The following is a 13,785-nucleotide window of genomic DNA, read 5'->3' as shown; positions in this document are numbered from 1 at the left end:
CGCACCGATCACGTGAGCTGATCCCGGACCGGTGAACGCGAGTTGAACGAGCGGACTCATCGCGCGGTGGTGAACTCAACGGTCGCGGAAACCGCCCTGCCCGCGGCCCCTTCACAGCAGCGCCCGCGCCAGCGCCACGGCCCCTTCGGCCGGCGGAACGCGCAGCCGCTGCGGCCGTGCCGAGGGCAGCTCCTCGGCGAGCGCGGCGGTGAACGCCTCGTACAGCACCGGCTGGCGCAGCACCGTGCCGCCCGCCACCACGACGTCGTCCACGGGGACCCCGCGTCCGGCGAGCCGTACGACGAGCGACGCGAGAGCGCGGCCGCCCTCGGCGATCACTCGAAGGGCGAGCGAGGAGCCGTCCTCGGCCGCCGCGAACACACTGGGGGCATGGCGCCCCCACTCCGCGGAGACATCGGTCGCGCTCTCCAGCGCCGCTCCCAGGGCGGGTACTTCGGACACTCCGAAGGCGGCGGTCAGCCGGTCGGCGAGCGCGTCCGGCGGTTCGGCGCGGTCGTGCGCCGCCCACACGGCCCGCGCGGCCTCGCGTACGAGCCCGGCCGAGCCGCCCTCGTCGCCGAGCACCGCGCCCCAGCCGCCGACCTGGATCCCGGTGCCGTCGGCGAGCCGGCCCACCGCGACGGAACCGGTACCGGCGACGAGGCCGACGCCCTTGTCCAGACCCGCCGCGGGTACGAGGAGTTCGGCGTCGCCGACGACACGGCAGGGCACGTGGAGGAGGGCGTGCAGAGCGGAGCGGATCTCCTCGCACTGGCGAGGTGTCTCACAGGCGTGCCCGCCGACGGCCACGGAGGCGGGGCGCGCACCCTGGGGCAACGCGTCGTCGATCAGTGCGGCCAGCCAGGCGGCGGCGGACGCGGGATCGTGCGGCCGCCATCCCCTGCTGCTGCGCACGTGATCGGCGACCGTACCCGGCCCTAAGCCGGGGTCGCCCCCGGCTTCCGCGCGCAGATGCGTCTTGGTGCCGCCCACGTCGATACCGACGGCGATGGGCGTGGAGTCCAGCACGGAGCCTCTTTCGTCGGTGCGCGGTACGCGCATGCGAAGCGAGCGGCGGGCGAACCGTGCCTACGGATGTGTACCAAGCCCTGTCGTCACATTCCCGTCCGCCGGGCGACGTCCGGCACGCTCCCCCAGCCACCGGCCGGGGGGACCCCCACTTGCCGCACCGGCCGAAAGCCCAGGTACGTCCAGTACGAGGGCTTCCGGCCGGCACGCCGAGAGCACGCACCGGACGCCGCCCGGCCCGCCCTTCGGGCGGACGACGGCAATGTGACGACAGGGCCTAGGGAAGCCCCGGGACGGGCTTCGGGGGAGTGCGGCAGGCGAGTACCGCACGAGTTCGTTAGGAAGTTAACTAACGAAGTAGGGTGCGTCAAGGGTTGTGGAACCCATGCCGTACAACCGTTGCGACAGGCCGCTGCGGCATGACCTGAGGGAGAGCATGAACCTGAGCGAGAGCGCCCGCGCCGTGTTCGCCGTACTGGCCGCATCGGGCACCGCCACCCGTCCCCAGCTGGCGGCCGGTGCGGGACTGTCCAAGCCGACCGTCTCCACGGCCGTGGCCGAGCTGGAGGCCGCCGGGCTCGCCGCCTGCTCCGGCACCGCGACCGGCGGTACCGGCCGTTCCGCCGCCGTGTACGGCCTCGGTCCCGCGGCGGGCGCCGTACTGGCCGTCGACCTGGGCCCCACCCACACCCAGGTGCGCGGCTGCGCCCTGGACGGAACCCTGCTCGCCCAGGGCACCGGGCCCCGGGCGGACGCCGCCGACACGGTGCGCAAGGCTCTCGACGCCCTTCCGGCCGGAGCCCCGCTGCGCGCCATCGTCGTCGCCGTCGGCGACGTCACGGCGCGGGATCGGGAGGGCACCGGGATGCGCCCCGCGACCGCCAAGGCCGGCCCCGTCTTCGACGCCATGGCCGTCGCCCTGCCGCCGGGCGTCCCCGTCCACCTGGAGAACAACGTCAACTGCGCCGCGCTCGCCGAACTGCACGAGGGCGCCGCGCGCGGCCGCGACTCGTTCGGCTATCTGCGGATCGGGGTCGGCATCGGCCTCGGCATCGTCATCGGCGGCCACGTGCTGCGCGGGGCGAACGGCGCCGCGGGAGAGCTGGCCCGGCTGCCCTACCCGTGGGACGACGGCCGTGAACCGCGCCAGGAGGCCCTGGAGGAGCGCATGGGCTCCCGATCCCTGCTGCGCCGGGCCGAGGAGGCCTGGCGGGGCACCGACGGTCCTTGCCCCCGTACTCCCGAGCGGCTCTTCGCCCTCGCCGAGGAGAGACACGCCACAGCCGCTCTCGTGGTCGGCGAGCACGCGGCGGACGTGGGCCGGCTCGCCGCCGCGGTGGTCGCCGTGCTGGACCCGGGGCTGATCGTGCTGGGGGGCGGCACCGGCGCGTTTCCGCAGCTCCTGCCCGGTGTACGGACCGAGCTGGCGCGGCTCAGCTGGCCCACCGAGGTGGTCAGCAGCACGGTCGGCGACAGCGGCACCGTGGCGGGTGCGAGCCGACTTGCCGTGGCCCATGGAATTCAAACCGTGACCGGTGGTATGCGAGTCAAGCATTGACGGGTCAGCCGCAGGTCTGCCAATGTCCGGACAAGCGCTTTCCATGGCCGGCGGGACCCGGCCCTGGGTGAGGCGTCCCGCCGTACTCGACTCGACGTACGGCAGCCGTGCGAGGGCGCGCTCGTGCGACTGCGGCTCCCATGCCGGGGACCCCCACTCGTCAGAGCGATGCGGCCGGGCGAGGCCGCACGCCGGAAGGCACAAACCCCAGGGAAAAGACCCGAGCCGCTCGACGGCCAGGGGATCCGTCACGCACATCCAGGAGGACCCGGTGGGTCACCAGATCTCGCGCAGAACCCTGTTCCGCTCCGCGAGCGGCATCGCAGTCGCCGGCGCTCTCGGCACCTCGCTGAGCGCCTGCAGCGGTGGAACCGGCGCCGGCAGCACCAGCAGCGACCTCACCATGATCTGGTGGGGCAGCGACGACCGGCACGCGGCCTACAAGAAGGCGCTGGCCACCTTCCAGAAGAAGAACCCGAAGATCAAGATCCGGGAGACCTACTCCGGCTACGACGGGTACTTCGACAAGTTCAACACCAACATCGCCGGCGGCAGCGCCCCCGACCTGCTGCAGATGGACACCGCTCTGGTCGCGCAGTACGCCCGCAAGGGTGTCCTCGCGCCGATCGACTCCTACGTCGGCAAGAGCCTGGACCTGACCGGCTTCTCCAAGACGCTCCTCGCCGCCGGCACGGTCGACGGCAAGCTGTACGGCGTCCCGTCCGGCATCGGCGTCAACCAGCTCACCGTCAACCGCAGCGGCCTGGAGAAGCTGGGCCTGAAGCTGCCGGACCGCGAGTGGACCTGGGCCGACCTGAAGAAGATCTCCACCGACGTCTACAAGAAGAGTGGCGGCAAGATCTACGGCGTCGACGACGGCGGTGGCGGCACCCTCCAGTGCTTCGAGATCTTCGCCCGTGAGCACGGCGAGACCTTCTTCTCGCCCGACGGCAAGAAGCTCGGCTTCACCGCCGCCACCCTCCAGGAGTGGTGGGAGTACTGGGCCGACATGCGCAAGGCCAACGCCTGCCCGCCGCCGGCGATCACCTCCGCCGCGCACAACGACCTCACCAAGAACGCGGTCGTCATCGGCAAGGCGCTGTTCACCTTCGACTCCGGTGTCTACGGCGCGGGCGGCTCGATCACCGACGCGCAGCTGGACTTCCTGCCCACCCCGCAGGGCGACTTCTCCGGCGCGATCGAGGGCAACTTCGTCAACGGCGGTGTGCTGCTGAGCGCCACCAAGGCCAGCAAGAAGGTCGCCGACTCGGTGAAGATCATGTCGTTCTTCGCCCAGGACGCCACCGCGATCAAGGACATGCAGCTGCTGCGCGGCATCCCGCCGACGGACAAGGCCCGCAAGCTGATCGCCTCGGGTCTGACCGAGACGGACAAGCTGAACATGGAGAACGCCGACTACATCTCCCAGCGGGTCGGCAAGGCGAGCGACGCCCTGGAGGCCCCCGCGCCCCCGCCGCAGGGTGCCGACCAGATCTGGGACCTGCTGTTCCAGTCGAACCTCGCCGTGGCCTTCGGCAAGAAGTCGATCAAGGCGCAGCTCGGCGAGTTCTTCGACCAGTCCGCCGGAATCCTGGGCGGCTGACGCTCCGCTGAGCCGACGCGCCGCTCGCGGCCGCGGACCGGCCACGGCTGGTGTGCGGCTCCCCGCGCCCCTCACGGGGCGCGGGGGGCGCGCCGAGCGGCGCCGCACGACAGAAACACCAGGAGAGGGTCAGGGAGAGATGAGTATGACCACCGCGAAGACCGACGAGGTCGTGAAGGAGCAGTCCGCTCCGTCGACCCCGTCAGACCAGCGGGAGCGTGACCGTATGCGCCGCCGCCTCGCCAGACGGCGCGGCGGGGGCTGGTGGCCGTACGCCTTCCTGGCCCCCTGGTTCGTCGGCCTGTTCGGCCTGACGATCTACCCGATGCTCGCCTCGCTGTACCTGTCCTTCACCAACTTCGACCTGCTGACACCCGCGCAGTGGATCGGACTGGACAACTACGACAAGATGTTCACCGACGATCCGGTCTTCTGGGACTCGGTGCACGCCACCCTGCTGTACGTGCTCGTCTCGGTGCCGCTGAAGCTGGCGCTCGCCCTCGGTGTGGCGATGCTGCTCAACCGCGACCTCAGGGGCATCGGCCTGTACCGGGCCGCCTTCTACCTGCCGTCCCTGCTCGGCGGCGCGGTCGCGATCGCCATCGTGTGGCGGCAGGTCTTCGGCGGCGACGGCCTGTTCAACGACTTCCTCGCCTGGTTCGGCATCAAGGGCCAGGACTGGATCTCCAGCCCCGACACCGCGCTCTACACCCTGATCCTGCTGGCGGTCTGGCAGTTCGGCACCCCGATGGTCATCTTCCTCGCCGGCCTCAAGCAGCTGCCGAAGGACGTGTACGAGGCGGCCGCGATCGACGGCGTCACGCCCGTCACCCGGTTCTTCAAGATCACCCTGCCGCTGCTGACGCCGATCGTCTTCTTCAACGTGGTCCTGCAGATCATCGACGCGTTCAAGACGTTCACCCCCGCCTTCGTCATCAGCAACGGCTCCGGCGGACCGCTCAACTCGACCATGCTGTACTCCCTCTACCTGTACAAGAAGGGCTTCACCGACCTCCAGATGGGATACGCCTCGGCTCTCGCCTGGGTGTTGTTCCTGGTCATCGCAGGCTTCACGGCGGTCAACTTCATCGCCAGCCGCTACTGGGTCCACTACGACGACTGAGCGAGGAGTCCTTCACCCATGTCCGCCATCACCACGGCCTCGAAGTCGCCGCTGCAGAAGCTGCGCTCCGCCACCGGTTCACGCCGCATCTTCATCCACACCGTGCTCATCGGTGTGGCGATCGTCATGCTCTATCCGCTGCTGTGGATGCTGAGCAGCTCGCTCAAGCCCGACACCGAGATCTTCACCCAGCCCGGGCTCATCCCGAGCTCGCTGCGCCCGGAGAACTACTCCGAGGGCTGGAGCGGCTCCGGAAACTCCTTCTCCCTCTACATCACCAACTCGCTGATCGTCACGATCGGCGCGGTGATCGGCAACGTGATCTCCTGCTCGCTGGCCGCCTACGCCTTCGCGCGCTTCGAGTTCCGCGGGAAGAAGATCTGGTTCGGCTTGATGCTCGGCACGCTGATGCTGCCGACGCAGGCCGTCCTGATCCCGCAGTACACGATCTTCTACAACCTGACGTGGATCAACACGTTCCTGCCGCTGATCGTGCCGAAGTTCCTCGCGGTGGACGCCTTCTTCATCTTCCTGATGGTCCAGTTCATCCGCTCGATCCCGCGCGAGCTGGACCAGGCGGCGATGATGGACGGCGCCAACCCCTTCCAGATCTACTGGAAGATCATCCTGCCGCTGATGAAGCCGGCGCTCATCACCACCACGATCTTCACCTTCATCTGGACGTACGACGACTTCCTGCACCAGCTCGTCTACCTCCAGCAGAACGACAAGTTCACCGTCCCGCTGGGCCTCACTCTGTTCCTGGACCAGACGAGCGGCTCGTCGTACGGCGCGATGTTCGCCATGTCGACCCTCGCCCTGCTGCCCACGCTCATCTGCTTCCTCATCTTCCAGAAGAGACTGGTAGAGGGCCTGGCCACCTCGGGCATGAAGGGCTGAGTCCGTGCATCTCCTCCACCAGCGCGGGCCGTTGCACGACCTGCCGGACGACCCCGCCGCGTACGACGCCGTACTGGCGGGCGTCACCGAGACGGCCCTGGCCCGGATCACTTCCGAGGGCAGCCTCGAGAACCCGGCGGCCTGCGACGACGTCGGCGACACCTCGCTCGGCATCACGTCCCTGCTCGCGCTCGCCTGGCACCGCACCAAGGACCCGCGCCTGCCGGAGGCCGTGCGGCTCAGCCTCGCCTTCCACCTGCGCTCGCGGGTCTTCACCGAGGACAACCCCGGCTATCCGAACCTGACGGCACGTGACACCGGCCTGCCGTACGCCCGTTACGTACTGGAGGCGGGCGCGCACCCCATCGGCGACTGGCCGAGCACGGTGTGGGCGCTCCTCCAGGCGGTCAACGTCCTCGACGCGGCGGACGGCCTCGTCGAGGAGGAGCAGTACCGCGAACTCCTGGGCGTGGCCGGCGGGTACTGGCGCTGGCTGACCGAGGCCACGGTCTTCAATCCGCAGGACGCCGCGAACCAGGCCATCGGCTGCGTGGTCGGCGGCCTGATGCTCGCCCGTCACCTCCCCGCCGAGGAGGGCGAGCCGGTGCGGCAGAGGGCCCTGCGCCTGTACGCCGACGAGATCCGCGCCCGCCGGGTACGGGACCGGGGCGCCCCGCTGCCGCCGGAGCACGGCGGCGCGTACGACAACAACTACGGGCCGATCTCCCTGTCGTTCCTCGCCCAGGCCCACCGGGTCAGCGGCGAGGAGGTCTTCGCGCAGGACGGTGAGACGCTGGCCCGCTACATCGACGCGCGCGTCTGCGGGAGCGGCTTCGACATCGGCGGGCCCCGCTACAGCGAGCAGCACTCCGCCTTCGAATCCGTCCTCGGGCTGCGGTACTTCGGCCGTCGTATCAAAGCCGACATCGGCCGCTACGCCGGGGACGCGCGCTGGGCCCGGCACGCGGTCGGGGCCGACGGAGGCGTGGACGGGCACTTCGCGTTCATGCTCGTCTGGCAGATCCAGGACACCACCGGCTGGCACCGCGCCCCGAGCACGGCGCCCGCCCGCCACCAACTGCGCTCCGGCACGGTCACGGTGTCGTTCGACGACCGGATGACTCCCTCCGTGATCGAGGCGGGCGGCACGGTGCTCATCGCGGCAGCCGTCAACCGGCAGCACGGCTTCGGCCCCGTGACGGACGGCTTCCTGCTGTGCCGCCCGATGGGCGCGGTGCGGGTGGCGGACCGGCGCGTCGGTGGGCTCGCGGCCAAGCTCGTGACCAAGCCTGTCGTCGGCCGGGACCATGTGCTGCGCCGGGTGCGGTCCCTGTACGTCACGGACGGCACGCGGCTGTGGACGACGGTGGTCGTCGAACGGCTGGACGGCGAGCGGTACTTGCTCGCCGGGATGCCGTACGTCACCGCGGACGGGGACCGGTTCCGCCGGGTGGGCGACTTCCCGCTCGTCGCGGCCGCCGGTGAGCTGCGCCTGACGCACCCCCTGGACGGGCCGGACTCCTTCGACGCTCGGAGCGAACTCACCCAGCAGCAGGCCGCGTTCGCGCTGGCCGCCGACCCGCGCGGGTACGGCGACCCGGACGCCGGCTGGCGTCACGTACGGACGACGAGCGCCCTGGAGGCCGGACCCGCGCCGGACGCGCCGGAGGGGCTCGACGTCTTCGCCGTGCGCTACGGACCGGCGGACTCCGGACGGCTCGACCTGGTCTGCGAGCGGGCCGAGGACGGACTGGTCGTGCGTACGGGGTCCTTCACCGCGGTGCTCGGTGAGGCCGACGAACACGGCGAACCGCGGCTCACGTTGACCACCGCGAGGACCTGACCTCCTGACTCCCGCGGGGACCTGACCTCCTCGGCGGATGTGCCCGAGCCCCCGGCAGCGAAAGCTGTCCGGGGGCTCAGGCATGTCCTGTGGTCCCGCGTGAGGCGGCTACAGCGACACCGTCGCGCGGCCCGGTGACTCCTGGAGCGCGCGCTCGCCGAGGTGCTCCGTCGCCACCTTGTGCGTCTCGCGTGCGGTGAGCGCGGCGATCACCGGCGGGACGCACAGCGCGGCCGTGAACAGGGCCACGGCCCCCCAGTCGTCCCCGTCGGGACCCGCGATCTGCGCGGCGAAGGTCACCGCGAACCCGGCGACCGCGAAGCCGATCTGCGTACCGATGGCCATGCCCGACAGTCGGACCCGGGTCGAGAACATCTCGCCGTAGAAGGACGGCCAGACCCCGTTCGCGGCGCTGTAGACGACACCGAAGGTGATGATGCCGAGGACCAGGACCAGCGGGTACGAGCCCGTGGAGATCGCCCACAGGTAGGCGACCATCAGTACGCCACTGCCCGCGGCGCCGATCAGGAAGACGGGGCGGCGGCCGATGCGGTCGGACAGGGTGGCCCACAGCGGGATCGCCCCGAGGGCGACGAGGTTGGCGAGCGCGCCCACCCACAGCATCGACGTACGGTCCATGCCGACCGCGTCGCTGGTCGCGTACGACAGCGCCCACACGGTGAAGATCGTGCTGACCGAGGCGACGAGGGCGGCCGCGACCACCCGCAGGACGTCCGCCCAGTGGTCCTTCAGCAGCACGGCGAGGGGCATCTTCGCGACACCCTCGGTGGCGGCCTGCTGGGTGAAGGTCGGGGTCTCCTCCAGGGTGCGGCGGATGACATAGCCGGCGACGGCGACCGCGATGCTCATCCAGAACGGGACCCGCCAGCCCCAGGAGAGCAGTTGGTCCTCGGGGAGCGCGGCGACCGGGATGAACACGAGCGTGGCGAGGAGCTGCCCGCCCTGGGTGCCGCTGAGCGTGAAGCTGGTGAAGAAACCGCGTCGTCCGGGTGGCGCGTGTTCCAGAGACATCGAGTTCGCGCTGGCCTGCTCACCGGCGGCCGAGATGCCCTGCAGGACCCGGCAGATCACCAGCAGCACCGGGGCCAGTGTGCCGACCTGGTCACGGGTCGGCAGACAGCCGATGAGGAACGTCGACACGCCCATCAGGATCAGCGTGAAGACCATGATCTTCTTGCGGCCGACGCGGTCGCCGAAGTGCCCGAGGAAGAGCGCCCCGACCGGGCGGGCCGCGTACGCGACCCCGAACGTGGCCAGCGACAGGAGCGTCGCGGTGGCCGGGTCCGACTCGTCGAAGAAGACCTCCGGGAAGATCAGCGCGGCCGCGCTGCCGTAGATGAAGAAGTCGTAGTACTCCAGCGCGCTGCCGATCCAGGCGGCCGTCGCGGCTTTCTTCGGCTGACCGGGAGGCGCGTCGAGGGGCGCTGCGGGGACGGACACGGCGTGCTCCTTCGGGGGAACTCCGACGCAGGCGGAGTGAGCGGAGGGGAGAGGTGCCGGATCCCTGGGGTGTGGGACGGCCGCACCGGGGGCGACCCGGTTAATTAACCCACTGGGTAGTTAGTAGTGGCTGGCTACGGATGTTGCGCTCACGTTTCCCGGGTGTCAAGAGGTCCGGCCGAAGGATCTTGCGTGGAGGCGCGTCGGCGTCCGTGCTCCGTCTCAGCGCGTCGCGCGGTCCGCCGTCAGGTAGGCGATGACCATGTCGCCCAGCATGCTCCGGTAGTGCTCGCGCTGCGCCGGGTCCACCAGGTCGCGGCCGAACAGGGCCCCGAAGGTGTGCCGGTTGGCGACCCGGAAGAAGCAGAACGAGCTGATCATCGCGTGCAGGTCCACGGCGTCGACGTCAGCCGTGAACAGGCCCGACTCCCGCCCCGACTCCAGGATGCGGCGGATCACGTCCAGGGCGGGCGAGCCGATTCTGCCCAGCTCCTCCGAGGCGGCGATGTGCTCGGCCCCGTGGATGTTCTCGATGCTGACCAGGCGGATGAAGTCCGGGTGCGCCTCATGGTGGTCGAAGGTCAGCTCGGCCAGCCGCCGGATGGCCGCGACCGGGTCCAGGTGTTCGACGTCGAGCCCCTGCTCGGCCTCGCGGATGACGCCGTACGCCCGCTCCAGTACGGCGGTGAACAGCTGTTCCTTGCCGCCGAAGTAGTAATAGATCATCCGCTTCGTGGTCCGGGTGCGGGCGGCGATCTCGTCGACCCGGGCCCCGTCGTAGCCGGCCCGGGCGAACTCCTGGGTCGCGACGTCGAGGATCTCGGCCTTCGTGCGGGCGGCGTCACGGATGCGCCCGTTCGGCCGTGCCGGTTCTTCGACGCTGGTCATCGGGTTCCTTCGGGCGAGGGGCCAGTGCCGCGATTCTAGAAGCAGGCTCTCCCGTGCGGCCGCGGGTGTCCGGCGGGCCTTCCCGTCGCCCCGGGATGCTGGTATAGCTAACGTACTAGTTCGTACATTAGTGAGCCGCTCTGGAGGTCCGCCGTGGTCGCCGTGGTCAAGGACTCGTATCTCGTCGGACTGATCGGCGCGGGCATCGGCCCGTCCCTCAGCCCGGCACTGCACGAGCGGGAGGCCGACCGGCAGGGCCTGCGCTACGTGTACCGGCGCATCGACATCGACACGCTCGGCGTCCCGCCCGACGCGGTGGGAGACCTGGTGCGCGCCGCGCGCGACCTGGGCTTCGACGGGCTGAACATCACCCACCCCTGCAAACAGCACGTCATCGAACACCTCGACGCGCTCGCCCCGCAGGCCGAGGCGCTCGGCGCGGTGAACACCGTCCTCTTCGAGGACGGCCGCGCGATCGGGCACAACACGGACGTCACCGGGTTCGCCGCGTCGTTCGCCCGCGGACTGCCCGACGCTCCGCTGGAGCGGGTGGTGCAGTGGGGCGCCGGGGGAGCGGGCGCGGCCGTCGCGCACGCTGTGCTCACGCTCGGGGCGGGGCACATCACCGTCGTGGACACGGTCCCGGACCGTGCGGCCACGCTCGCGGCCGGGCTGAACCGGCACTTCGGCGCGGGCCGGGCGACCGCCGCCACGCCGGACCGGCCGGGCGCGCTGCTCGACGGCGCGGACGGTGTCGTGCAGGCCACGCCCGTGGGGATGGCCGCCCACCCCGGACTGCCGTTCGCCGCCGGGCTGCTGCATCCCGGGCTGTGGGTCGCCGAGGTCGTCTACCGGCCCCTGGAGACCGAGCTGCTGCGGGCCGCCCGGGCAGTGGGGTGCGCGGCGCTCGACGGCGGAGGAATGGCCGTTTTCCAGGCCGCGGACGCGTTTCGGCTCTTCACGGGGAGGGAGCCGGACAGTGTGCGGATGCTGGCGGACATCGCCGAACTCGCGGGGGTGGCCGGTGCGGCCGGTGCCCGGAGCTGAGGGCGCCTCGGGGGTGGGGTGATCGGTGTCGTGGGGCGGGTGCTTCGTGGCCGGTCGCGCAGTTCCCCGCGCCCCTCGGTGGGCCGGGGTTCCGCGGGGCGGTCCTGCTGGGTCGGGGTTGTCGTGGGTTGTGAGGTGGGGGCCTGAAGGGGGTTCGTTCCTTGTCGTGCAGTGGAAGTGAAGGAGCAGCAACGTGCGTACGTCCATCGCCACCGTCTCTCTCAGCGGACCCCTCACCGAGAAGATCACGGCCGCGGCGCGGGCCGGCTTCGACGGTGTGGAGATCTTCGAGAACGACCTGCTCGCCAGCCCTCTCAGCCCGGAGGAGATCCGCGCCCGCTGCGCCGACCTCGGGCTGAGCATCGACCTCTACCAGCCGATGCGTGACATCGAGGCCCTGCCGGCGGAGGAGTTCGCACGTGCCCTGCGCCGGGCCGAGCACAAGTTCCGGCTGATGGAGCGGCTCGGGGCCGACACCGTGCTGGTGTGCTCCAGCGTGTCGCCGCTCGCCGAGGACGACGACGCGCTGGCCGCGTTCCAGCTGCGCCGACTCGCCGACCTGGCCCAGGACTTCGGTGTCCGTGTCGCCTACGAGGCGCTGGCGTGGGGCCGGCACGTCAGCACGTACGACCACGCCTGGCGCATCGTCGAGGCCGCCGACCATCCCGCGCTCGGCACCTGCCTGGACAGCTTCCACATCCTCGCCCGGGGCTCCGATCCCAAGGGCATCGAGGACATCCCCGGCGAGAAGATCTTCTTCCTCCAGCTGGCCGACGCCCCGCTGATGGCGATGGACGTACTGCAGTGGAGCCGCCACTACCGCTGCTTCCCGGGCCAGGGGGGCTTCGACGTCGCCGGGCTCGTCGGGCACGTGATCCGCGCCGGTTACCGGGGGCCGCTCTCGCTGGAGGTGTTCAACGACGTGTTCCGCCAGGCCGAGGCCGGTCCGACCGCCGTCGACGCCCTGCGCTCGCTCCTCGTGCTCCAGGAGAGCGTCGGGCTCAGCGCGCCGCCGACGCCCGTCGTGCCGACCGGTGTCGCCTTCGCCGAACTGGTCACCCCCGACGTCGAACCGGTTTCGGAGATCCTCGCAGCGCTCGGCTTCGCCCGGACCGCCCGGCACCGCAGCAAGCCGGTCGACCTGTGGCAGCAGGGCGAGGCCCGGCTGCTGCTCAACACGGGCCCGGCCGCCCGGCGCGACGGGACCCGACTCGCCGCCGTCGGGCTGGAGTCGCCCGACCCGGCGGGCGCGGCCCGGCGCGCCGAGTCGTTGCTCGCCCCCGTCCTGCCGCGCCGCCGCGCGCCCGAGGACGTCCCCCTGGACGCCGTCGCCGCCCCCGACGGCACCGAGCTGTTCTTCTGCGCCACCGGCCGGCCCGGACTGCCCAGCTGGACGAGCGACTTCGAGCCCGTCGAACCCGTCGAACCCGTCGAGCCCGTCGAACCCGCCGAGCAGGCGGCTCCGGCCACCGGCGGTGTGCACCGCATCGACCACCTCGCCCTCACCCAGCCCTGGCACCAGTTCGACGAGGCGGCCCTCTTCCACCGCAGCGTCCTCGGGCTCGACGCCCGGGACAGCGTGGACGTCGCCGATCCCTACGGGCTCCTGCGCAGCCGTGCCGTCACCAACGCCGACGGCAGTGTCCGTATCGCCCTCGGCGTCGGCCCCGCACCGAGTGCGGACGAGGGCGGTCGCGCCCAGCACATCGCGCTCGCCACCGACGACCTCGTCACGGCGGCCCGCCGCTTCCGTGCCGCGGGCGGCCGGCTGCTCGACATCCCCGCCAACTACTACGACGACCTCGCGGCCAGGTACGGGTTCGCCGACGGGGAGCTGGAGGACCTGCGCGAACTCGGCATCCTCTACGACCGGGACGCGGGCGGCGCCTTCCGCCACTGCTACACGGAGACGATCGGCCGGGTCTTCTTCGAACTGGTCCAGCGCGACGCGGACTACCGCGGTTACGGCGCACAGAACGCCCCGGTGCGGCTGGCCGCGCAGCACGTACGCCGACCGGTGCGCTGACTCCACACCGGGACGCCTCCTCTTACCCGATTCTCAACCTCCACCGGGCCGGGCCCTCTCCCACGGGCCCGGCCCGACGTCTTCCGGATCATTCAACTCGGTTGTTCGGAGGGCAAGTTGGGGTCTGTGCGGGCTCGCGCACCAGGGTCCGCGGGCCCTCCTGCGGGCGGCCGCGCGCTATCACCGCTCATCGGTGAACCGCAAGCAGGCGGACATTACCCACGAGTTGACCTTGAAACCTCAATCACCACCGCTATCATCACTCCGTCTACGGAGCGACCGTCCCGCCGAGCGAGCACCGCGGCTG

10 protein-coding genes are annotated in these 13,785 nt (G+C 71.0%); 7 read left to right on the top strand and 3 right to left on the bottom strand.

Annotation, left to right across the window (positions count from 1 at the left end):
- Window positions 1–111: 111 nt before the first annotated feature.
- Complete coding sequence (locus O1Q96_RS32220; protein WP_269251504.1) at window positions 112–1,029, bottom strand: N-acetylglucosamine kinase; 918 nt, start codon at window positions 1,027–1,029, stop codon at window positions 112–114.
- Window positions 1,030–1,465: 436 nt separating this feature from the next.
- On the opposite strand from O1Q96_RS32220, the gene O1Q96_RS32215 reads away from it, so the two are divergent.
- From O1Q96_RS32215 to O1Q96_RS32195, 5 genes are all read left to right on the top strand, one after another.
- Entirely contained in the window at window positions 1,466–2,587 is a 1,122-nt protein-coding gene (locus O1Q96_RS32215; protein ID WP_269251503.1) for an ROK family protein, read from the top strand.
- 271 nt (window positions 2,588–2,858) lie between these two features.
- A complete protein-coding gene (locus O1Q96_RS32210) occupies window positions 2,859–4,190 on the top strand; it encodes an ABC transporter substrate-binding protein (protein ID WP_269251502.1) in 1,332 nt (443 codons plus the stop codon).
- A gap of 145 nt (window positions 4,191–4,335) precedes the next feature.
- Window positions 4,336–5,313: a carbohydrate ABC transporter permease gene (locus tag O1Q96_RS32205; RefSeq protein WP_269251501.1), complete on the top strand. Its 978-nt coding sequence runs from the start codon at window positions 4,336–4,338 to the stop codon at window positions 5,311–5,313.
- A gap of 18 nt (window positions 5,314–5,331) precedes the next feature.
- Window positions 5,332–6,213: a carbohydrate ABC transporter permease gene (locus tag O1Q96_RS32200; protein ID WP_217455988.1), complete on the top strand. Its 882-nt coding sequence runs from the start codon at window positions 5,332–5,334 to the stop codon at window positions 6,211–6,213.
- Between the two features lie 4 nt (window positions 6,214–6,217).
- The gene (locus tag O1Q96_RS32195; protein ID WP_269251500.1) at window positions 6,218–8,056 is read left to right on the top strand and encodes a hypothetical protein; all 1,839 of its coding nucleotides are present in this window, start codon (window positions 6,218–6,220) and stop codon (window positions 8,054–8,056) included.
- A gap of 108 nt (window positions 8,057–8,164) precedes the next feature.
- Here O1Q96_RS32195 and O1Q96_RS32190 read toward each other — a convergent pair whose 3' ends face one another.
- Window positions 8,165–9,517: an MFS transporter gene (locus O1Q96_RS32190; protein ID WP_269251499.1), complete on the bottom strand. Its 1,353-nt coding sequence runs from the start codon at window positions 9,515–9,517 to the stop codon at window positions 8,165–8,167.
- Window positions 9,518–9,739: 222 nt separating this feature from the next.
- On the bottom strand, window positions 9,740–10,405 hold the full coding sequence (locus O1Q96_RS32185) for a TetR/AcrR family transcriptional regulator (protein ID WP_269251498.1): 666 nt from the start codon (window positions 10,403–10,405) through the stop codon (window positions 9,740–9,742).
- Between the two features lie 162 nt (window positions 10,406–10,567).
- Between O1Q96_RS32185 and O1Q96_RS32180 the strand changes: the two genes are divergently transcribed.
- Entirely contained in the window at window positions 10,568–11,452 is an 885-nt protein-coding gene (locus tag O1Q96_RS32180; protein ID WP_269253812.1) for a shikimate dehydrogenase, read from the top strand.
- 193 nt (window positions 11,453–11,645) lie between these two features.
- Window positions 11,646–13,478, top strand: a complete 1,833-nt coding sequence (locus O1Q96_RS32175; RefSeq protein WP_269251497.1) for a bifunctional sugar phosphate isomerase/epimerase/4-hydroxyphenylpyruvate dioxygenase family protein — start codon at window positions 11,646–11,648, stop codon at window positions 13,476–13,478.
- Window positions 13,479–13,785 lie beyond the last annotated feature (307 nt).

Source organism: Streptomyces aurantiacus (assembly GCF_027107535.1).
In the GTDB taxonomy this organism is placed as follows: Bacteria; Actinomycetota; Actinomycetes; order Streptomycetales; family Streptomycetaceae; genus Streptomyces.
Note: the sequence above shows the minus strand (reverse complement) of the source record. Positions and strands in the feature narration are given on the sequence as shown.

Coding starts and splice junctions, on each gene's coding strand:
- O1Q96_RS32200 (WP_217455988.1), top strand. CDS start 5,332: ATGTCCGCCATCACCACGGCCTCGAAGTCGCCGCTGCAGAAGCTGCGC.
- O1Q96_RS32205 (WP_269251501.1), top strand. CDS start 4,336: ATGACCACCGCGAAGACCGACGAGGTCGTGAAGGAGCAGTCCGCTCCG.
- O1Q96_RS32185 (WP_269251498.1), bottom strand. CDS start 10,405: ATGACCAGCGTCGAAGAACCGGCACGGCCGAACGGGCGCATCCGTGAC.
- O1Q96_RS32215 (WP_269251503.1), top strand. CDS start 1,466: ATGAACCTGAGCGAGAGCGCCCGCGCCGTGTTCGCCGTACTGGCCGCA.